Origin of the sequence: Pseudomonas silensiensis (genome assembly GCF_050434865.1) — a bacterium.
Classification (GTDB): Bacteria; Pseudomonadota; Gammaproteobacteria; order Pseudomonadales; family Pseudomonadaceae; genus Aquipseudomonas; species Aquipseudomonas fluorescens_W.
In genome coordinates this window covers 186217-207344 of the sequence record NZ_JBNDJH010000006.1, presented here as the reverse complement: position 1 = coordinate 207344, position 21128 = coordinate 186217, and the positions used below count along the sequence as shown (strand labels likewise).

Below are 21128 nucleotides of genomic sequence, written 5' to 3'. Positions count from 1 at the left end.
GCGAGGGAGCTTTGATTCGTTTTTGTGGGCAGTGAACAGCTCCGAACCCCGCGTGTCGTACCTACATGGCACACCACTGGTTCCGGAGCTCTATGGACACGCAAAAAGACGGCAAGACCCCGAACCTCTCGCCTGAAGAACAGCACGACGTCGAAAAGAACCAGCCACCGCGAGCGGCGGTGCTGCACGAAATCATCCGTACCCAGGGCGATCAGGAACTCGAGCGCAGTGTTGCCGCCTTGTGGTGGTCGGCGCTGGCCGCCGGCCTGACCATGGGCCTCTCGCTGATGGCCATGGGGCTGCTCAATTCCCGTCTGCCGGACGGCGAAGGCTTCAAGGTGATCGCCAGTTTCGGTTACTGCGCAGGCTTTCTCGCGGTGATTCTCGCCCGTCAGCAGCTGTTCACCGAGAACACCCTGACGGCGGTGCTGCCGATCATGACCAAACCCACACTGAACAATTTCGGTCGGTTGCTACGCCTGTGGTCGGTGGTGCTGGTGGGTAACCTCTGCGGCACGTTGCTGGTGGCGTATGTGATGCTGAATCTGCCGATTTTCGACAGTAAGACCGACCTGGCCTTCCTCGATATCGGGCGCAAGATCATGGAGAACGACGCCAGCCAGATGTTCGCCAAAGGCATTGTGTCGGGCTGGATGATCGCCACCATGGTCTGGATGATTCCGTCCATGGAGAGCGCGAAGATGTGGATCATCATCCTCATCACCTACCTCATGGCGCTGGGGGATTTCACCCACATCGTGGTCGGGTCCGCCGAGGTCTCGTATCTGGTGTTTGCCGGCGAGTTGCCGTGGAAGGATTTCTGGCTGGTGTTCGCTGGGCCGACGCTGGCGGGGAACATCATCGGCGGCAGCTTCATTTTCGCGCTGATCAGTCATGCGCAGATCCGCAGCGAGAGCGGGCCGCCGAAGAAGTCTACGGATCAAGGCCTGAAGCCTGACCCGCAGAAGACCAAACAGTAATCAGTGATGATCGGCCTGTGCCGCTGGCGCAGGCTCATCCTTGGTCACGTGCTTGACCAGTTTGCCAATGCTCAAACCCTGCAACAGGATCGACGACAGCACCACGATGTAGGTGATGCTCAGCAACAAGTCGCGCTCCGGACCTAGCGGCAAGGCCAGGGCCAGGGCCACCGAAACACCCCCGCGCAAACCACCCCAGGTCAGAATCCGGATCGTCCCGCGAGGGACCGTACGCCAGCGCCGCAACAGCACGATGGCCGGCGCCACCGTCAGCAGGCGCGAAAGCAGAATCGCCAGCGCCAGCAAACTCGCCGCCAGCACGTGCAACCAGTTGAACGGCAGCAGCAACAACTCCATGCCGATCAGCGCGAATAGCAGCGCGTTGAGCATGTCATCGAGCAATTCCCAGAAACCGTCCAGGTACTTGCGGGTCATGTCGTTCATCGCCAGATTGCGGCCCAGATTGCCGATGATCAGGCCGGCGACCACCATCGCGATCGGAGCGGAGACGTGCAATTCCGACGCCATGGCCGAGCCGCCGATCACCAGTGCCAGAGTCAGCATCACCTCGATCTGATGCTGCTCGATGCTCTTGATCATCAGGTACACCAGGTAACCGATCAGCCCGCCAAACAGCACGCCGCCAATCGCCTCGTGGGCGAACAGCATGGCCGTGGCGCCAAGGGTCGGGGTTTCGCCGAGTTGCGCGATGCCCAACAGCACGGTGAACACCACCACGGCGGTGCCATCGTTGAACAGCGATTCGCCGACGATGGTGGTTTTCAGTGGCTTGGACGCGTTGGCGGTCCGCAGCACACCGAGCACCGCGATCGGGTCGGTGGGGGAAATCAGCGCGCCGAACAGCAGGCAATAGAGAAAGCTCACGTGCCAGCCGAACAGGGCAAAAATGTAATAGGCGAGGCTGCCGATCACGGCGGTGGCGATCAACACGCCGAAGGTCGCCAACAACCCGATGGGCCAGCGATAGTTGCGCAGGTCATTCAGGTTGACGTGCAGGGCGCCGGCGAACAGCAGGAAGGACAGCATCCAGTTCATTAGCAGGTCGCCGAAGTCGATCTGGCCGATCAGCTGTTGCACACGTTCTTCGAGACCGGGGTAGCCGATGAAACTCAAGCCTTGCAGTAGCAGGGAAAACATCAGCGCGGTGACCATGACGCCAATGGTCGGGGGCAGGCCGATGAAGCGAAAGTTCACGTAGGTGAGGAGCGTGGTGAGGCAGATAAACGCAGCGACAAGTTCAAGCATCCGGGGTCCTTGGATGGGGAGGTAGAAAGAATGCGCGGCGTTGACCGCGCAAGGGAATCAGGGTTATTCAGCCGGACACATTGACCGCAGCAACACCGCGACGTTGCAGATAGATGTAGAAAAGCGCCGTCAGCACCGTCAAGCCACTGACCAGCGCGCCGGTCCACGGCAAGTCCGCCAGATCCGCACCACTGGCGACGACCAGGCCACCAATCCACGCACCGGCTGCGTTCCCGAGGTTGAACGCGCTCTGGTTCAACGTTGAACCCAGATTCGGAGCCTCATGCGCCTGGTCAATGATCAGCAGTTGCAAAATCGGGCACAGGGCAAAGGCGAAGATGCCCCACAACACCAGCGTAATCGCTGCCGGGATCACCGAGTGACTGGTCTGTGAGAACGCGGCCAGCACGACCAGCACCGCCAGCGCCATGCCCACCAGCGACGGCAGCAATCGACTGTCAGCCAGGCGACCGCCGAGCATGCTGCCCGCAGTCAATCCAACCCCGAATAGCAGCAACATGATGGTCACGCCATGCGGGCTGACACCGGTGATGTCTTGCAGGATGGGGGCAATGTAAGTGAAAACGCTGAACAGGCTGGTCGACGCCAGCACGCTCATGCCCAGCGCCAACAACACGTTGACCTTGCCCAGCACTTTGAACTCGCTGGCGAGGTTGGCCTTGTCCATGGCGATGTCCTTCGGTAACCAGACCCACTGCGCAATCGCGGCAATCACTCCGATTACCGACACCGCCCAGAACGTCGAGCGCCAGCCGGCGTATTGCCCGAGCGCAGTGCCCAATGGCACGCCCAGCACATTGGCCAGGGTCAGGCCGGTGAACATCATGGCAATCGCCTGGGCGCGTTTGTTCGGGGCCACCAAACCGGCGGCGACCACTGAACCGATGCCGAAGAACGCACCATGGCAGAGCGCGGTGACCACGCGTGCGGCCATCAGCGTGGCGTAGTTCGGCGCCAATGCGCAGAGGATGTTGCCGAGGATGAACATCAGCGTCATGCCCAGCAGCGTGGCTTTGCGCGGCATGTTAGCGGTGCCGATCGCAAGGATCGGCGCACCGAACACCACGCCCAGGGCGTAGCCGGTGATCAGCAAGCCCGCGTGGGGGATGCTCACCGCGAGGTCGCGGGCGACATCGGGCAGCAAGCCCATGATGACGAATTCAGTGGTGCCGATGCCGAACGCGGCAACAGCGAGGGCAAGCAAGGCGAGTGGCATGCGCAAGGTCTCTGTCGGTAGTCTTGACGCTCTGATCAGGCATACGCATGCCGACGCCCGTTCTCGACGAGAGCGGGCGGTGGCAGAAATTATTGGAATTAGTCTGTGCGCAACTGAGTGCGGCGTGGTCGCTTGCAGTATAAACAGCTGCTGACATATGGCGAATCAATTCTCCGCCCCGCTTCATGTGGGGGGCGGTCAACAAAAGGAGTGTGCCGTGCTTGCAACAGCACTGGTGTTAGTGGCAGCGCTGTTGCACGCGGCGTGGAATACCCTGATCAAATTCAGTGCGGAGCGGCTGCTGGTGGTGGCCTGCATGGACAGCGTTGCAATGCTGTTTGTCGCACTGATGTTGCCGTTCGTGGCATTGCCACCCCTGGACATCTGGCCGTGGATTCTGGCGTCGGCGGCGTTTGAATTGCTCTATCGCTATTTGCTGATCCAGGCCTATCGGGTTGGTGATCTCGGGCTGGTCTATCCGCTGATGCGTGGCTTGTCGCCGCTGGTAGTGCTGGCACTGACGCTGATTTTTGCCGGCGAAGTGCTGACGAACCAGCAGATCTTCGGGATTCTGCTGATCCCGTTCGGCATGTTGTGCCTGCTCTGGCAGGGCGGTGGCGGTGCGCGATTGCCGTGGTCGATGCTGCCAGTGGTGGCGTTGATCGGCCTGTGCATCGGCTGCTACACCTTCATCGATGGCCAGGCGTTGCGGCGCTGGTCGCATCCGCTGGATTACCTGGTGTGGGTCACGTTGCTCAGCGCCTGGCCGTTCCCGTTACTGGCGCTGGTGCGTAAGCGACCGGCCTTCATGCTGTTCTGGCGGGAACAGTGGCGACTGGGGTTGGCGGTCGGGTTTTGCGTGTTGTTCAGCTACGCTCTGGTGCTGTGGGCCATGCAACTGGGCTCGATTGCCGAGGCGGCAGCCTTGCGCGAGATCAGCGTGATTCTGGTGGTGCTGTTCGGCATGCGTTACCTGAAAGAACCTTTCGGCAGGCCGCGGCTCTTAGCCTGCGGGCTGGTGCTGATCGGCATGCTGGTGATGAAGTTTTGACTGGAACTCGACTCTTGAAACTTGAAGAAGGGATTGCGTTATGACGGTTGCTCTGTGGTGCATTTTGATCGCGATTTTCCTGCCCTATGTCTGCACGACCATCGCCAGGGTCAGTGGCGGGTTCAGGCCGAAAGACAACCATGACCCCCGTGACTTTCTCGAGTCACTGAATGGTTTTGGCCGACGCGCGTATGCGGCACATCTGAACGGTCTTGAAGTGACGCCCGCGTTCGCGGCGGCGGTGATCGTTGCGCACCTGGCCGGCAATGCCGAACTGGTGACGATCAATGTGCTGGCGGTGTTGTTCATCACCAGTCGGCTGCTGTACATCATTTGCTACTTGGCGGATTGGGCGATTTTGCGGTCGCTGATGTGGTTGGTAGGGCTTGGGTTGATCGTCAGTTTCTTTGTGGTTTCTGTTTAAGAGCAAGATCAAGAGATCGCAGGCTCATCCGCGATTTGCGGCGAGCCTGCGGTCTTTTGACTTTAAAGCTTGTCGGCCACCTGCGGCACTTGAGGCAGGGCTGCGCCTTTAGGCCAGAGCATCCAGATCTGCCCCTGCTGTTTCATGTCGCCGGCCAATTGCCCGGCCGCCTCACCTGTGCCCCAGAACAGGTCTGCACGGACTTCGCCGGCAATTGCGCCGCCGGTGTCCTGAGCGGCAACCGGGCGTACCAGTGCGGTACCGTCAGGTTTAGTGGTCGATAACCACAGCAGACTGCCCAGCGGAATCACTTTGCGATCCACCGCCGCGCTGTAGCCGGCGGTCAGCGGTACGTTCAGTGAGCCGCGAGGTCCTTCGTTGCTGTCCGGATTGCGAGTGAAGAATACGTAGCTGGGGTTGCTGCCCAGCAGTTCCGGAATGCGCGTCGGATTGGCCTTGGCCCAAGTGCTGATGGCGCCCATGGTCACTTCTTCTTTTTTCAGCTCGCCCTGGTCCACCAGCCAGCGGCCGATCGGTCGATACGGGTGACCGTTCTGGTCGGCATACGCAATGCGCAGCTGGCGGCCATCATCGAGCTGGATACGACCCGAGCCCTGGATTTGCAGGAATTGCAGGTTCATCGGGTCGGTCAGCCAGGCAACAACCGGTGCCTTGACCCCTTTGGTTTCAATCGTGGCCGCATCGTCGTAAGGCTTGAGCACACGACCTTCGAGTCGTCCGCGCAGGCGTTTGCCTTTGAGTTCCGGGTAGATGCTGTCCAGAGAGACGATGATCATGTCCTCGGGCACGCCGTACACCGGGATGTTCGCCACTTCGGTCTGGGTCAGGCTGCCGGGGTAGACCGGCTCGTAATAGCCGGTGATCAAGCCGTTGGGATTGTCATTGGCGGCGCGCAGGCCGTAGACGTCGAGGTTCTGCTTGAGGAACCCACGAATATCGTTGGCGGTTTGTGGCACGTTGGCGGCAGCCGCGCAGGTCGAGCCCCACACCGGGTCCGCTTTGAGTCGGGTGCAGGCGCTGCGCCACGAGCCGAAGCCGGCGATCAGGTCGTTGTCGGACACCGTCGGAAGTGCTTCCCATGTGGCGCTGGAGTAGGTCGCCAGGGCGTGGGTTTGCGGTTTGTTGTTGTCGCCACCGGTGCAGCCCGCAAGCACGGCCACCATCGGAAGGGTCCAGGCGAGGTTGTGACGCCATGCCTTGAAACGGCTGTTCATGGAGTAATTCCTTTGTCGGTTGCCTGAGTGCTCCATGCGCTCAAACAACCCGTATTGATAATAGGGCTATTGGTCTTTGCCGATGACGCGAGGATACTGGCCGCCGTTTCCCGTGACCTGAAGCCACCATGACTCTTAAAAGACTTTCTGTTGTATTGCTGGCCTGCCTGGCGTTGTCCGCCTGCGGTGGTGTCGATCCCAACTCGCCGCTGGGCCAGCGCAAGGCAATCTTCAAGCAAATGCTCAAGACCGGCGAAGACCTGGGCGGCATGTTGCGTGGTCGCATCCCGTTTGACGGCCCGAAATTCGCTGACGGTGCGGTGAAGCTCGATGCGTTGTCCCGTGAGCCCTGGAAACATTTTCCGCAAGTGCGCGAAGAAGATCACACCAGCGCCAAGAGCGATGTCTGGCAGAAACAGGAACACTTCCAGGACATGGCCCGCACCCTTGAAGCCGCCACCGGTGAATTGGTGACGGCCAGCAAGGTTCAGCCTTACAAGGCCAGTAACCTGGGGCCGGCGGTGCAGAAAGTCGAAGATGCCTGCAGTGCTTGCCATAAAGAGTTTCGGGATCATTGAGTCCTGAACTGATCCTTATTTGTCCAGCTCATCAAGTGCATCCTGCAGTTCCTTGCGCGACTCGGCGAGTTTGTCTTTGCGCTTGTTGATCTTCTCGGCGTCGCCTTTCTTCATGGCCTTGTCCAGATCAGCCTGACGCTTGCTGACTTCGTGCTTGGCGTCGAGCACCTTGTTTTCCCGCTCTTTCTTCAGGGAAGCATCGGTGCAATGAGCAGTGACTTCACTCAGGGCCGTTTCAAGGCCTGCCTGTTGATCGGCGTTGCCGTGAGACTTGGCCAGTTCAATCTGATTGATGATGCCCTGCTTCTTTGCGGCGCAGCCGGTCAGGCCCGGAGCTTCTTCGGCGGCCATCAGCGGAGCGGCCAGCACGCCGCAAAGGGTCAGCAGGGCGAGTGGTGAAAGAAGTTTCATAAAAGCTCCATGTGGAAAAGCGGTCGGGTCGATGTGGCGACGGGGTGTTTGAGCCCGGCGGCACCATTGGGTTCCCGGGTTGGCGGGCATCGCCGGCCGCTAAAAACCGTCAATCCCCGCAACACGTAATGTTTCACTCAAGGCCAGGACCTGCGGGTCGCGGAAAAATGCGCTCAATTGCGCTGCGCGTCCCGGGCCGATGCCGGCTTCTGCCTGCCATTGTTCGGTGTTTCGTTGTGCCAGTTCCTGCCATGAATCGGCAAGCCGTGCGTGGCCGGTCGGCGGTAAACCCAGGGCTTTGAGCCAGCGAGCGAAAGGGCGTTGTCGGGCACTGTTGAAACTGTTTAAAAGACGAGCGCTGCTGCGTTCGCCGAAGCCGTTAATGTTAGCAAGCTCTTGAGCATCGAGGGTCAACCAATCCAGTAGGCTATTCAGACGGCCTGTTTCGAAAAGTTTCTCCCAAGTGCCTGGACCGACATGCGGCAACGCCAGTCCCTGCTTGCCGCTGAGCCAGGTCAGTCGAGCGAGGAATTGGCTTTCGCACCCCGGAGTCGGCTGCCAACAACTCAAATGATGAAAGTCCTCCGCCAGCGGTACGCTCAATTCAGCGCGTTGGGTGCTGCGCAGCATGACACCGTCAAGCCTGGGAATGGTCAGACCTGCCAGGCTGATGGCGACCTGATCTCCGGGCCGGATATCCAGTGCTTCCCAGCGTTGCAGTGAGCTCACACTGACTCGCTTGATCTGCCGGTCATCGAGCATCACTGGTGTCAATTCCAGTACAGGGGTGATCCGTCCGGTCCGTCCAATCTTGAAGTGGACCTTGCGCACCTCGGCCAAGGCCTGGGCAAAAGGGTATTTCCAGGCGACGCTCCAATAAGGCGGTTTAGCCTGCCAGCGCTTGGCAGCTGGGCGCTGATCCTGGCGCAGGACGATGCCATCACTGGTGAAGGGCAGGGGCGAGCGATACCAGTGATCGCGCCAGCGTTCAGCGTCGGCAAATACCTTGATCGAATGACTGTATGGTGCGGTGCTCGGGAAGCCCAACTCATCCAGGGCCGCAACGCGGGCGGGCAAACTTGCCGGGCCCAGAGGCCAGTCCCAGACAAACAGGCCAACCCCGGCGGCTTGCTCAGTGCTCAGCTTTTTGCGGGCCATCAAACCGGCCACTGTGGCGCGTGCATTGAGGCTGCCGGCACGGGCCTGTACGTGGTCGGTCAGGCGCCAATAGAGTTCACCTTGCAGCAGCAGGTCCAGTGGCTGCGGTAATTGTTGGGGGATGGCGGTGATCTGCCGCGCCGAAGCCGTCCAGTCCTGGCCATTTATTCCGTCGCCGCGGCTGATTGCCTGAGTCAGCAGGCCTTTGCGGTAGATCAGCGTCACCGCCACGCCGTCGATCTTGGGCTGAATCCAGACATCGCTCCGTCCTTTTAGCCAGGCTTCGACGGCGCGACCATCGCGGAGTTTTTCCAGACCCGTATGGGCAATGGGATGAGGCATCGTGCCGCCCGCGGTACGTAGCGGTTCCGCGGATTGGGCCAGGTCGAAACACGTGCGCCATTCGGTCAGTCGTGCACGGGACTGATCATAGAGCTCATCGGCGACCAATGAGCGGCCGCCCCGGTGATAGCTGTCGTCCCAGAGGTCGATTTGTTTCTGCAGTGACGTGATTTCGTCCAGGGCGCGTGTGGGCGGCCAGTCGGGGCACTCCCCAGCCTGGGTGGTCAGACAGAAAATGATCAGTAGAAAACCGAAAAACACGCGCAGGTGGAGCGGCATCGTGAGCGTCCTTGCTCAAGTGGAATGCTTGAAGGCTAGGACGGATTTTCAGGATCAGAAGGCCGGCTGTTTTTCAGCGTGTGTCGACCTCTGGAAAGCAGGCAATAAAAAGCCCCGCACGGCGAACCGTGCAGGGCTTTTGGTACCGCCGGGGAAGTCTTACAGGCCGGCAGCAGCGCGCAAGGAATCGGCGCGGTCGGTCTTTTCCCAGGTGAAAGTGGTGAAAGTGTCATCGCCCACAGTCTTGGTTGCCGGGGTACGACCGAAGTGGCCGTACGCAGCGGTTTCCTGGTACATCGGGTGCAGCAGGTCGAGCATGGTGGTGATTGCGTAGGGACGCAGGTCGAACACTTCGCGAACCAGTTTGACGATTTTGTCGTCGCTGATCTTGCCGGTGCCGAAGGTGTTCAGCGAGATCGACGTAGGCTGAGCAACACCGATCGCGTAGGAAACCTGAATCTCGCAACGCTCGGCCAGGCCGGCCGCCACGATGTTTTTAGCCACGTAACGACCCGCGTAGGCGGCCGAGCGGTCAACCTTCGATGGATCTTTACCGGAGAATGCGCCGCCGCCGTGACGGGCCATGCCGCCGTAGCTGTCAACGATGATCTTGCGGCCGGTCAGACCGCAGTCGCCAACGGGACCGCCGATGATGAACTGGCCAGTCGGGTTGATGTGGAACTGGGTGTCTTTGGAGAGCAGTTCGGCAGGCAGTACGTGCTTGACGATCAGCTCCATCACGCCTTCGCGCAAGTCTTTGTAGGACACGTCAGGGTTGTGCTGAGTCGACAGTACAACGGCGTCGATACCGACAACCTTGCCGCCTTCGTAACGGCAAGTCACTTGCGACTTGGCGTCCGGGCGCAGCCAAGGCAGCAGGCCGGATTTACGGGCTTCGGCCTGACGCTGAACCAGCTGGTGCGAGAAGGTGATCGGTGCTGGCATCAGCACGTCGGTTTCGTTGCTGGCATAGCCGAACATCAGGCCCTGATCGCCGGCGCCTTGATCTTCAGGCTTGGCACGGTCGACACCCTGGTTGATGTCAGGGGACTGCTTGCCAATGATGTTCATCACGCCGCACGTGGCGCCGTCGAAGCCGACATCGGAGCTGTTGTAGCCGATGTCCAGAATCACGTTACGCACGATCTCTTCCAGGTCGACCCAGGCCGACGTGGTGACTTCACCTGCGATGATTGCAACGCCGGTTTTTACCAGGGTCTCGACCGCGACACGGGCGAACTTGTCTTCAGCAATGATGGCGTCCAGCACAGCATCGGAAATCTGGTCGGCGATTTTGTCCGGATGCCCTTCGGACACGGACTCGGAGGTGAAGAGGGAGTATTCGCTCATCTCGATTTTTTCCTGAATTTACCGATGGTGAGTGTCGCCAGCCGGTCGCTGAAAATGGCGGACCTGGATCTGGAAACCATTACGTAAGCCTACATAGAGGCTTTCCCCGGGAGCGAGTCCCGCAGCGGTGGCCCAGCGGGCCAAATCGTCCTGTTCAAACCCCAACCATAGATCACCGCAGGCCTCCCTGGCCCAACTCTGGTTGTGGCTACATAACTCTGTCACGAGCAGGCTACCGCCCGGTTGCAGCAAATTGGCCATGTGCTTGAGTGCTTCGGCCGGCGCGGCGAAATGGTGCAGCACCATGTTCAGTACAACGCAGTCAGCCTTGAGGCGGACACCGTTCAACGCATCGGCCAATTGCAGGCTGACGTTAGCCAGCGTTTCACGTTCGCAAACCTGTCGCGCCAGTTCGAGCATCGCCGGGCTGTTGTCCAGCGCCGTGACCTGTGTAAAGCGGCGCGCCAGTTCCGGCAGAAATGCGCCATCTCCGGGGCCGACTTCGATGGCCGTGGCGCCTTCGCTGAAACTCAGCTTGTCGAGCAATGCCACCACGCTTTCGCGGTATTGCGGCAGGCCTGCGATCAAGTCTTGCTGGGCGCGAAACTTCTCCGCGACCCGTGAGAAAAAGTCCTGGCTGGCCGCCGCTCGTTGCCCATGGACCTGACCGATCCGCGACTGCACATCGGCAGGCAGGGTCAGGTTGTCCACTTCTTCCAGTAGCGCGGCATGCAGCTTGCCACCCGGCAGGTCGGTGTGGGGCAGGGCGCGACGGTAGAAAATCGCGTTGCCTTCACGGCGCGTCGCCACCAAGTCGGCCTGGGCCAATACCTTGAGGTGATGACTCATGCCGGACTGGCCGATGCCAAAGATCTGCGCCAGCTCCAGTACGCCAAACGAATCGTTGGCCAGCGCGCGCAATACATTCAGCCGCAGAGGATCGCCGCCGGCCTTGCACAGGGCCGCCAGCTCATCGCAATCGTCATGTCGAATGGAAGGTGCGCGTAAGTTCATAAGGCCAGCAGTCTAGTGACGGTCCGAAAACACCGCAAGAGCAATATCAAAAAGTTTTGATATTGCTCGATAGATGGCACTTCTCGGGGAAAGGGTCACTCTACAAATCGTCAGCGGAAAGGTTTCATCAGGAAAATGCGACTTTATCCGCCGGAAAAACGCCTTCAGATGACTATCTGTCATTGCCCCGAGGCGGGTGGGTGAGGGAAAATGCTCGCCTTTTTTCCGTTTCGTTTTATTCACTCTCGATTCAATATCCGCAGGAGAACAGCGATGCCCAGCCGTCGTGAGCGTGCCAACGCCATTCGTGCCCTCAGCATGGATGCCGTGCAAAAAGCCAACAGCGGCCATCCCGGTGCCCCTATGGGTATGGCGGATATCGCCGAAGTACTTTGGCGTGACTACCTGAAGCACAACCCGAGCAATCCATCGTTCGCCGACCGTGACCGCTTCGTGCTGTCCAACGGTCACGGCTCGATGTTGATCTACTCGCTGCTGCACCTGACCGGCTATGACCTGTCGATCGATGACCTGAAAAACTTCCGCCAGCTGCACAGCCGCACCCCGGGTCACCCAGAGTTGGGCTACACCCCAGGCGTTGAAACCACCACCGGTCCACTGGGCCAAGGCCTGGCCAACGCCGTTGGTTTTGCCCTGGCAGAGAAAGTCCTGGCGGCGCAGTTCAACCGTCCGGGCCACAACATTGTCGACCACCACACCTACGTGTTCCTGGGTGATGGCTGCATGATGGAAGGCATTTCCCACGAAGTCGGCTCCCTGGCCGGTACTTTGGGCCTGAGCAAACTGATCGCCTTCTACGACGACAACGGCATCTCCATCGACGGCGAAGTCGAAGGCTGGTTCACCGACGACACCCCTAAGCGTTTCGAAGCCTACAACTGGCTGGTGATCCGCAACGTCGACGGTCACGACCCTGAAGAGATCAAGATTGCGATCGAAACCGCGCGCAAAAGCGAGCAACCGACGCTGATCTGCTGCAAGACCACCATCGGTTTCGGTTCGCCGAACAAGCAAGGTAAAGAAGACTGCCACGGCGCCCCATTGGGTGACGCGGAAATCGCTCTGACCCGCGCTGCGCTTAAATGGAACCACGGTCCGTTCGAAATCCCGGCCAACATTTACGCCGAGTGGGACGCCAAGGAAGCCGGTCGCGCGGCCGAAGCCGAATGGGATCAGCGTTTCGCTGCCTACTCCGCTGCCTTCCCTGAGCTGGCCAACGAACTGATTCGTCGTCTGAGCGGCGACCTGCCGGAAGACTTCGCTGAAAACGCCTCTGCTTATATTGCTGAAGTCGCTGCCAAAGGCGAAACCATCGCCAGCCGTAAAGCCAGCCAGAACGCATTGAATGCCTACGGCCCGCTGCTGCCTGAACTGCTGGGCGGCTCCGCTGACCTGGCCGGTTCCAACCTGACCCTGTGGAAAGGTTGCAAAGGTGTGACGGCTGAAGACGCCAGCGGCAACTACATGTACTACGGCGTTCGCGAGTTCGGCATGAGCGCGATCATGAACGGCGTGGCCTTGCATGGCGGTCTGGTGCCTTACGGCGCGACCTTCCTGATGTTCATGGAATATGCCCGCAACGCCGTGCGCATGGCCTCGCTGATGAAGCAGCGTGTCGTGTTCGTCTACACCCACGACTCCATCGGTCTGGGCGAAGACGGTCCGACTCACCAGCCGATCGAGCAACTGACCAGCTTGCGCAGCACGCCGAACCTCGACACCTGGCGCCCAGCCGATGCCGTTGAATCGGCGGTGTGCTGGAAACTGGCTCTGGAACGCAAGGACGGCCCTTCGGCGCTGATCTTCTCGCGTCAGAACCTGCAGCACCAAACCCGCAATGCGTTCCAGATCGCCGACATCGCTCGTGGCGGTTACGTGTTGAAGGACTGCGACGGCGAGCCTGAGCTGATCCTGATCTCCACCGGTTCTGAAGTTGGCCTGGCGGTTCAGGCTTACGACAAGCTGACCGAACAAGGTCGCAAGGTGCGTGTTGTTTCGATGCCTTGCACCAGCGTGTTCGATGCCCAGGACGCCGGTTACAAGCAAGCGGTTCTGCCGTTGCAGGTCAGCGCCCGTATCGCCATCGAAGCCGCGCACGCGGACTATTGGTACAAGTACGTGGGCCTGGAAGGCCGCGTGATCGGCATGACCACCTACGGCGAGTCGGCGCCTGCGCCTGCCTTGTTCGAAGAATTCGGCTTCACCCTGGAAAACATCCTGGGTCAGGCTGAAGAGCTGCTGGAAGACTGATCCAGAAAATGTGTCGTCTGAGCTGACGCCATCGCGAGCAGGCTCGCTCCCACAGGGAATTTGTTGTGTGACACAAGCAGTGTTCACAACACAAACCCAAAGTGGGAGCGAGCCTGCTCGCGAAAGCGGTGGCTCAGGCAACGCTGGATTGAAGGATTCACCACGGTAATCGAGAACCCCATGCCTCAACCGCGTCCTTACAAAGTTGCACTCAACGGCTACGGCCGGATTGGTCGTTGCGTCTTGCGTGCGTTGTTTGAGCGAGGCGATAAGGCCGGGTTTGAAATTGTTGCGATCAACGATCTGGCTGACATGGCCAGCATCGAATACCTGACACGCTTCGACTCCACTCACGGGCGTTTTCCCGGGGAAGTGAAGGTCGACGGCGATTGTCTGCATATTAATGGCGACTGCGTGAAGGTCCTGCGCAGTGCCACCCCCGAAGGCATCGATTGGGCGTCGCTGGGCGTCGATCTGGTGCTGGAGTGCTCCGGCGCTTACCACACTCGTGAAGACGGCCAGCGTTTCCTCGACGCCGGTGCGCCGCGCGTGCTGTTTTCCCAGCCGATGGCCAGCGAAGCGGATGTCGACGCCACCATCGTCTACGGCGTGAACCAGGATTGCCTGACCGGTGATGAGTTGCTGGTGTCCAACGCGTCCTGCACCACCAACTGCGGCGTGCCGCTGTTGCGCCTGCTGGATCAGGCCATTGGTCTGGAATACGTGTCGATCACCACCATTCACTCGGCGATGAACGATCAGCCGGTGATCGATGCCTATCATCACGAAGACTTGCGGCGCACCCGTTCGGCGTTTCAGTCGGTGATTCCGGTGTCCACTGGTCTGGCGCGCGGCATCGAACGCCTGTTACCGGAACTTGCCGGGAGAATTCAGGCCAAAGCCGTGCGGGTGCCGACGGTTAACGTGTCTTGCCTCGACATTACGATGCAGACCGTGAGCGACACCGACGCCACCGAGGTCAACCGGATTCTGCGCGAGGCCGCCACCAGCGGCCCGCTCAAAGGCCTTCTGGCCTACACCGAGTTGCCTCACGCCAGTTGTGATTTCAACCATGACCCACATTCGGCCATCGTCGATGCCAGTCAGACTCGAGTTTCCGGCCCACGGCTGGTGAACATCCTGGCCTGGTTCGACAACGAATGGGGGTTTGCCAATCGAATGCTGGACGTTGCAGAACACTATCTGCAAACAGCGACATCAAAAAACCAGTAACTCAGGAATTGCGACCCATGACCGTGTTGAAGATGACCGACCTCGATCTGCAAGGTAAGCGCGTACTGATCCGCGAAGACCTCAACGTCCCAGTCAAGGACGGTGTTGTCACCAGCGATGCGCGAATCCTGGCCTCGCTGCCGACCATCAAGCTGGCCCTGGAAAAAGGCGCGGCCGTGATGGTCTGCTCGCACCTTGGCCGTCCGACCGAAGGCGAGTTCTCGGCCGAGAACAGCCTCAAGCCAGTTGCTGATTACCTGAGCAAGGCTCTGGGTCGCGAAGTGCCGCTGGTGGCCGATTACCTGGGCGGCGTTGACGTGAAGGCCGGCGACATCGTGCTGTTCGAAAACGTGCGCTTCAACAAAGGCGAGAAAAAGAACGCTGACGAACTGGCCCAGCAATACGCCGCCCTGTGCGACGTGTTTGTGATGGACGCCTTCGGCACCGCTCACCGCGCCGAAGGTTCGACCCATGGCGTGGCCAAGTTCGCCAAAGTCGCCGCCGCTGGCCCGTTGCTGGCTGCCGAACTGGACGCGCTGGGCAAAGCCCTTGGTGCCCCGGCCCAGCCAATGGCTGCGATCGTTGCCGGCTCCAAGGTGTCGACCAAACTCGACGTGCTGAACAGCCTGAGCCAGATCTGCAACCAGCTGATCGTCGGCGGCGGCATTGCCAACACCTTCCTGGCGGCAGCCGGTCACCCGGTAGGCAAGTCCCTGTACGAGCCAGACCTGCTGGACACCGCTCGCGCCATCGCCGCCAAGGTCAGCGTGCCGCTGCCGGTCGACGTCGTGGTTGCCAAGGAGTTCGCTGAAAGCGCGACCGCTACCGTCAAGCTGATCGCTGATGTGGCCGCAGACGACATGATCCTGGACATCGGCCCACAGACCGCGGCGAATTTCGCCGAACTGCTGAAGTCGTCCAAGACCATCTTGTGGAACGGCCCGGTAGGCGTGTTCGAATTCGACCAGTTCGGTAACGGCACCAAAGTCCTGGCCCAGGCCATCGCAGAAAGCTCGGCATTCTCCATCGCGGGCGGCGGCGACACCCTGGCCGCCATCGATAAATATGGCGTTGCCGATCAGATCTCCTACATTTCTACCGGTGGCGGCGCGTTCCTCGAATTCGTCGAAGGCAAGGTTCTGCCAGCCGTTGAGGTCCTGGAAAGCCGGGCCAAGGCCTGAGGCCGCCCATTTGGCCAGGCAAAGGAGTGTTCCGATGGTCAAAACATTAGCGCTGTTGATTATCGCGGGGTCGCTGGCAGCTTGCGGGAGTAACCCCAAAGCCACGCCGGTCCCCGAGACACCTGAACAGGACAAAGGCTGCTACCAGGCTGACTGGCAGGCCGAAACCAACCCGGTGATCAACAAGCGTTCCGGGCCTGATGGCCTGGATAAATATGAGACACAGACCCCGGCCAAGGAACATGGTTGCCCTTGACGGGTCTGACACTTTACTCAGGGCTGGCGGCGTGCGTCGTCAGTCGAGGAACATGGATGAAAGGTTTTATCGCCGTTGCGGCGCTGGCTCTGCTGGCAGGTTGCGCTAATTTGAACCTGTTCAAGCCTGCCGAATCGACGGACAGCTGGACCACCTGGACCTGCGACAGTCAGGCCAGAGTGCTCTGGCGCTACACCGACGAAAGCCGCAAGGAAGTCGACGTTCGCCTGGGCGGTGCCGATCAGGTCTACCGCTTGAAGCATGAGCCGGGCGCCGAAGGTTCGCTGTACAGCAACGACATGCTGGCGTTTCACATAAAAGGTGAGGAAGGCCTGGTGTACTGGGTCGCCACCAATGATTTGATCGGCCGCGGTTGTAAAGCGCAGTAACGCCGCAAGATTGAGGCAATACCGAATTGGCAGGCCGGATCAACCCCCGATCTGCAATAACTTGAATAGCCGCCGCCGCTACGGCAGGCTGGCACGATTAACGACCCAAACCGGGAGAGACATACACAATGGCACTTATCAGCATGCGCCAGATGCTGGACCACGCAGCCGAGTACGGCTACGGCGTTCCAGCCTTCAACGTCAACAACCTTGAGCAGATGCGCGCCATCATGGAAGCCGCTGACAAGACTGACTCCCCGGTGATCGTCCAGGCTTCGGCCGGTGCTCGCAAATACGCCGGCGCCCCGTTCCTGCGTCACCTGATCCTGGCGGCAATCGAAGAGTTCCCGCACATCCCGGTGTGCATGCACCAGGACCACGGCACCAGCCCTGACGTCTGCCAGCGCTCCATCCAACTGGGCTTCAGCTCGGTGATGATGGACGGTTCCCTGGGCGAAGACGGCAAGACCCCGACCGACTACGACTACAACATCCGCGTCACCCAACAAACTGTAGCCCTGGCTCACGCCTGCGGCGTATCGGTAGAAGGCGAGCTGGGCTGCCTGGGTTCGCTGGAAACCGGCATGGCCGGTGAAGAAGACGGCATCGGCGCCGAAGGCGTTCTGGATCACAGCCAAATGCTGACCGACCCGGAAGAAGCCGCTGACTTCGTCAAGCGCACTCAGGTCGACGCCCTGGCCATCGCCATCGGCACCAGTCACGGCGCGTACAAGTTCACCAAGCCGCCTACCGGCGACGTGCTGGCCATCGACCGCATCAAGGAAATCCACAAACGCATCCCGAACACCCACCTGGTGATGCACGGCTCGTCTTCGGTTCCGCAAGACTGGCTGGCGATCATCAACCAGTACGGCGGCGACATCAAAGAAACCTACGGCGTACCGGTTGAAGAAATCGTCGAAGGCATCAAGCACGGCGTGCGCAAGGTCAACATCGACACCGACCTGCGCCTGGCGTCCACCGGTGCGATGCGTCGCCTGATGGCTACCAACCCGAGCGAGTTTGATCCACGTAAATTCTTTGGCGCGACCGTGACGGCGATGCGTGATGTGTGTATCGCACGTTATGAAGCGTTTGGTACGGCGGGTAATGCTTCGAAGATCAAACCGATCTCTCTGGAAGCGATGTACCAGCGTTACCTGAAAGGTGAGTTGAACGCCAAGGTCAACTAAGCCTTCAGCGTTATTACCGGCATTAAAAAACCCGCAGCGATGCGGGTTTTTTAATGCCTGAAAATTGACTACTGACTCTTGGCTATAAGCGGTGACTTTGGTGGCTGCAACCGCGGTGTAGGAGCGCGCACGGTCATTGTGGCGAGGGGGCTACTTATCATGATCAATATCCAGCTTGCTGAACGTCACTTGCCCGCCTTCGCTGGTGTACCCGGTGTGGTCCTGCACATAAACACCGGCCTTGAAGTACAGCGGCTTGACGCTCCAGGTCTTACTGATGTCGGTGTCCCATTGGTAGCCTGCAGCGCTAATGCCCAATGCCCCCCTGGGGCTCAGGTGGATGAGGTAGGAAAACTCTCGATCCAGTTTCACCCCGGTGGCGATAGTGATGATCCGCGCTTCACTGTCATCCGGGCGCATACGCACCTTGGCGACGAGGATGCCTGACTTCGTACTGGTCGAGTACTGATACTCGAGCTTCACCAGGGGCTTCTGGCTTTCATAGGCGTGGATCTGGCCGATGACGATCTTCCCCGAACTCGGTACCTGGTTCACCGCCAGGGTAGCGCGCAGGGTGTTGTCGGCGTCCGGGTAGAGCCAGTTTTTCAGGGTGCCATTGCTGTAGGTTTCGCGAAGTTCGGTGCGGGGATACTTTGCGTTTTCAGTTGTGGAGCCGGTGACCGGGGTCCAGAAAAACAAGGTGCCGGTGTTGGAGTGGAAGTATTGATCCTTGAAGCCATCCACCAGTTTTGACGTTTCAACGGTGTACGGCGGATTGCCGACGGGAACGCTGAGGTTCCAGGTTGCGAGATCAATCATAGACAAAAGCTTCCACGGTTTTTTTATTGCACGCACGTTCCAGAAGCTCTGGCGCGCGCCTTGGGGGTAGTCCTTATAATCGTAGAAGTTCAATTTGTTAATGCGTAAATGACAAACGGGTGACGTCAAAATCCTGTTAAAAGGCCATCTTTCCCGGTTTTAGGGGGCTGTGGCGCTGACCGTTAGTCGGCAAATGAACGCTTTGGTTAAATGATGGCGTACTGATAGCTTCTGCTTTTGCGGAACCCGGTCTAGAGTGAAGGCTTAGTATTTGTCCGGTTTTCACGAGAAACCGGCCTGACGTCCCGCATAAGAGAAGCAGCATGGAATGCGCGCAACCCACGCCAGCTGAAGGCAACTCAATCCTTTTAATCGTCGATGATTATCCTGAAAACCTGATCAGCATGCGGGCGTTGTTGCAGCGCGAGGACTGGCAGGTCATGACCGCCGCCTCGGGCTTCGAGGCGCTCAGTCTGTTACTCGAACACGATATCGACCTGGTGCTGCTGGATGTGCAGATGCCGGGCATGGACGGTTTTGAAGTGGCACGCCTGATGCGCGGCAGCCAACGAACCCGCCTCACGCCGATCATTTTCCTTACCGCCAACGAACAATCCCAGGACGCCGTCATCAAGGGCTATGCCAGTGGTGCGGTGGATTACCTGTTCAAACCGTTCGACCCGCAAATTCTCAAGCCCAAAGTCCAGGCGCTGCTCGAGCATCAGCGCAATCGCCGTGCGTTGCAGCGCCTGAGCCACGATCTGGAGGTCGCACGCGCGTTCAATGCTTCGGTGCTCGACAATGCCGCCGAAGGCATCCTGGTGGTCGGTGAGGACGGTCTGATCCGCTTTGCCAATCCGGCGATGTCGCGGCTGCTCAATGCCACGCTGCAAGACCTGCAAGGCAAAGAGTTCCTCGATTTCCTGCAAAAGCCGCACATCCCGGTCTGGGCCGACTCTGAGTTGTTCGCCGGTTACAAACGCGGCGAAATCCTGCGCCTGCACGATGCATTGCTGCGTACGGCGCCCGGCCAGCAGGTGCCCGTGGCACTGTCTTGCGCACCGTTGCCCAGCGAACAACATGCGATGGTGGTGACGGTGCTGGACATGTCGGTGGTGCGCCATCTGCATCAGCAACTGGAGTTCCAGGCGGTCACTGACCCCTTGACCGGTCTGCTCAATCGTCGCGGTTTTTACCAGACGGCGGAAAACCTGCTGTTGCGTGGCGACCGCTCCGACAGCGCCTGGGTGCTGCTGTATCTGGATCTCGACGGCTTCAAACGGGTCAACGATTCCCTCGGTCACGATGCCGGCGATCGGGCGCTGCGTTGGGTGTCCGAGCAGTTGAAGGCCTGTCTGCGGCCCTTCGACATTCTGGCGCGCATGGGCGGTGATGAGTTCACCGCTTTGCTGGATCTTGAATTCCCCGAGCAAGCGGCGAAGATTGCCGAGAAGCTGATTGAGCGGGTGTCGATCTGTCAGCAGATCGATGGTCTGGATATCGCGTTGGGCGCCAGCATCGGCATTGCGACGTACCCGGATTGCGGCTCCAATCTTGACGGTTTATTGCGCGCATCTGACATCGCCATGTACGAAGCCAAGCGCGCCGGCCGTCAGCAATATCGTTTCTACGATCACGAAATGAATGGCCGGGCACGCTCGCGACTGATGCTCGAAGAAAGTGTGCGCGCGGCGATCGACAACCGTGATTTCAATTTGGTGTATCAACCTCAGGTGGCCATTGCCAGCGGGCAGATTCGCGGGTTCGAAGCGCTGATCCGCTGGCAGCACCCGAGCGTCGGCGATGTACCGCCGGGGCTGTTTTTGCCATTGCTGGAAGAGGCGCGGTTGATCAGTCACCTGGGCAGCTGGATCTATCAACAAGGGGCGAGCCAGCGAAAAGCCTGGGAAACCTTGTTTGCCGACGACCTGGTGTTGGGCGTCAGTTTGAGCAGCACGCAGTTCGGCATGCCCAATCTGGTCACCGAGTTGCGCCAGGTGCTGGAGCGCCATGGTTTGCAGGCGGGCCATCTGGAAGTCGAGGTCACCGAAGAGGCCTTGATGCAAAACGCCGAGGAAACCCGCAAACAGCTGCGCCTGCTGCGTAACCTGGGGGTGCGGGTGGCCCTGGATGACTTTGGTTCCGGGCTGTGTTCGCTGTCTCATCTGCGTGATCTGGAGTTGGATACGCTCAAATTCGACCGGCATTTGATTGCCCGACTTCCGGAGTCCTCACGCGATGCGGCGCTGGTGCGCAATGTGATCGAGCTGTGCAAGGAGTACGGGATGCTGGTGATTGCCGAAGGGGTTGAAACTGTTGCGCAATATCGGTGGCTGAAAGCCAATGGTTGCGAGTACGTGCAAGGGTTTCTGGTCGCACGGCCGATGATGGCCGAGGACGTCGGCGACTTTGTGCGGCCATTCGACTGGAACACGCTGACCGCCTGAATTCGCTACACTGG

General features: G+C 59.7%; 19 protein-coding genes. 11 read left to right on the top strand and 8 right to left on the bottom strand.

All coding sequences use genetic code 11. The annotated features are described in order from the left end of the window. Positions 1-92 precede the first annotated feature (92 nt). Positions 93-980, top strand: a complete 888-nt coding sequence (locus QF010_RS11265; RefSeq protein WP_429533135.1) for a formate/nitrite transporter family protein — start codon at positions 93-95, stop codon at positions 978-980. Here the strand turns inward: QF010_RS11265 and QF010_RS11260 are convergent, their stop codons facing one another. Both QF010_RS11260 and QF010_RS11255 read right to left on the bottom strand, forming a co-directional pair. Next, complete coding sequence (locus QF010_RS11260; RefSeq protein WP_429533134.1) at positions 981-2246, bottom strand: cation:proton antiporter; 1266 nt, start codon at positions 2244-2246, stop codon at positions 981-983. A gap of 67 nt (positions 2247-2313) precedes the next feature. Next, on the bottom strand, positions 2314-3483 hold the full coding sequence (locus QF010_RS11255; protein ID WP_033060412.1) for an MFS transporter: 1170 nt from the start codon (positions 3481-3483) through the stop codon (positions 2314-2316). A 217-nt stretch (positions 3484-3700) separates the two neighbouring features. Between QF010_RS11255 and QF010_RS11250 the strand changes: the two genes are divergently transcribed. After that, complete coding sequence (locus QF010_RS11250) at positions 3701-4534, top strand: EamA family transporter (protein WP_008152002.1); 834 nt, start codon at positions 3701-3703, stop codon at positions 4532-4534. A 40-nt stretch (positions 4535-4574) separates the two neighbouring features. Further along, on the top strand, positions 4575-4958 hold the full coding sequence (locus QF010_RS11245) for an MAPEG family protein (RefSeq protein WP_429511702.1): 384 nt from the start codon (positions 4575-4577) through the stop codon (positions 4956-4958). A gap of 62 nt (positions 4959-5020) precedes the next feature. On the opposite strand, the gene mltA is transcribed toward QF010_RS11245, so the two are convergent. Continuing rightward, positions 5021-6193, bottom strand: a complete 1173-nt coding sequence (gene mltA / locus QF010_RS11240) for a murein transglycosylase A (RefSeq protein WP_033060406.1) — start codon at positions 6191-6193, stop codon at positions 5021-5023. A 128-nt stretch (positions 6194-6321) separates the two neighbouring features. Here mltA and QF010_RS11235 point away from each other — a divergent pair, with 128 nt between their 5' ends. Then, the gene (locus QF010_RS11235; protein WP_033060403.1) at positions 6322-6771 is read left to right on the top strand and encodes a c-type cytochrome; all 450 of its coding nucleotides are present in this window, start codon (positions 6322-6324) and stop codon (positions 6769-6771) included. Between the two features lie 15 nt (positions 6772-6786). Here the strand turns inward: QF010_RS11235 and QF010_RS11230 are convergent, their stop codons facing one another. The 4 genes from QF010_RS11230 to QF010_RS11215 form a co-directional block, all read right to left on the bottom strand. Further along, complete coding sequence (locus tag QF010_RS11230; RefSeq protein ID WP_033060402.1) at positions 6787-7182, bottom strand: DUF1090 domain-containing protein; 396 nt, start codon at positions 7180-7182, stop codon at positions 6787-6789. Between the two features lie 99 nt (positions 7183-7281). Beyond that, complete coding sequence (gene ligB / locus QF010_RS11225) at positions 7282-8961, bottom strand: NAD-dependent DNA ligase LigB (protein WP_429533133.1); 1680 nt, start codon at positions 8959-8961, stop codon at positions 7282-7284. A gap of 159 nt (positions 8962-9120) precedes the next feature. Further along, positions 9121-10311 (bottom strand): methionine adenosyltransferase, encoded by a 1191-nt coding sequence (gene metK, locus QF010_RS11220; RefSeq protein ID WP_033060397.1) that lies wholly within the window; start codon positions 10309-10311, stop codon positions 9121-9123. An 18-nt stretch (positions 10312-10329) separates the two neighbouring features. Beyond that, positions 10330-11325: an ArsR/SmtB family transcription factor gene (locus QF010_RS11215; protein WP_033060396.1), complete on the bottom strand. Its 996-nt coding sequence runs from the start codon at positions 11323-11325 to the stop codon at positions 10330-10332. A 273-nt stretch (positions 11326-11598) separates the two neighbouring features. Here QF010_RS11215 and tkt point away from each other — a divergent pair, with 273 nt between their 5' ends. The 6 genes from tkt (at position 11599) to fba (ending at position 17848) form a co-directional block, all read left to right on the top strand. Then, positions 11599-13596 (top strand): transketolase, encoded by a 1998-nt coding sequence (gene tkt, locus QF010_RS11210; RefSeq protein ID WP_033060394.1) that lies wholly within the window; start codon positions 11599-11601, stop codon positions 13594-13596. Between the two features lie 180 nt (positions 13597-13776). After that, positions 13777-14829, top strand: a complete 1053-nt coding sequence (epd, locus tag QF010_RS11205) for an erythrose-4-phosphate dehydrogenase (protein WP_429533132.1) — start codon at positions 13777-13779, stop codon at positions 14827-14829. 17 nt (positions 14830-14846) lie between these two features. Further along, complete coding sequence (locus tag QF010_RS11200) at positions 14847-16010, top strand: phosphoglycerate kinase (protein ID WP_033060390.1); 1164 nt, start codon at positions 14847-14849, stop codon at positions 16008-16010. A gap of 34 nt (positions 16011-16044) precedes the next feature. Continuing rightward, the gene (locus QF010_RS11195) at positions 16045-16266 is read left to right on the top strand and encodes a hypothetical protein (protein WP_033060389.1); all 222 of its coding nucleotides are present in this window, start codon (positions 16045-16047) and stop codon (positions 16264-16266) included. A gap of 56 nt (positions 16267-16322) precedes the next feature. Further along, a complete protein-coding gene (locus QF010_RS11190) occupies positions 16323-16655 on the top strand; it encodes an MliC family protein (RefSeq protein WP_429533131.1) in 333 nt (110 codons plus the stop codon). 128 nt (positions 16656-16783) lie between these two features. Beyond that, entirely contained in the window at positions 16784-17848 is a 1065-nt protein-coding gene (gene fba / locus QF010_RS11185; RefSeq protein ID WP_033060386.1) for a class II fructose-bisphosphate aldolase, read from the top strand. A 150-nt stretch (positions 17849-17998) separates the two neighbouring features. Here fba and QF010_RS11180 read toward each other — a convergent pair whose 3' ends face one another. Further along, positions 17999-18667 (bottom strand): polysaccharide lyase family 7 protein, encoded by a 669-nt coding sequence (locus tag QF010_RS11180; RefSeq protein ID WP_033060384.1) that lies wholly within the window; start codon positions 18665-18667, stop codon positions 17999-18001. A gap of 323 nt (positions 18668-18990) precedes the next feature. Between QF010_RS11180 and QF010_RS11175 the strand changes: the two genes are divergently transcribed. Beyond that, positions 18991-21114 carry a putative bifunctional diguanylate cyclase/phosphodiesterase gene (locus QF010_RS11175; protein WP_429533130.1) on the top strand — a complete coding sequence of 708 codons (2124 nt, stop codon included), beginning with the start codon at positions 18991-18993 and terminating at the stop codon, positions 21112-21114. Positions 21115-21128 lie beyond the last annotated feature (14 nt).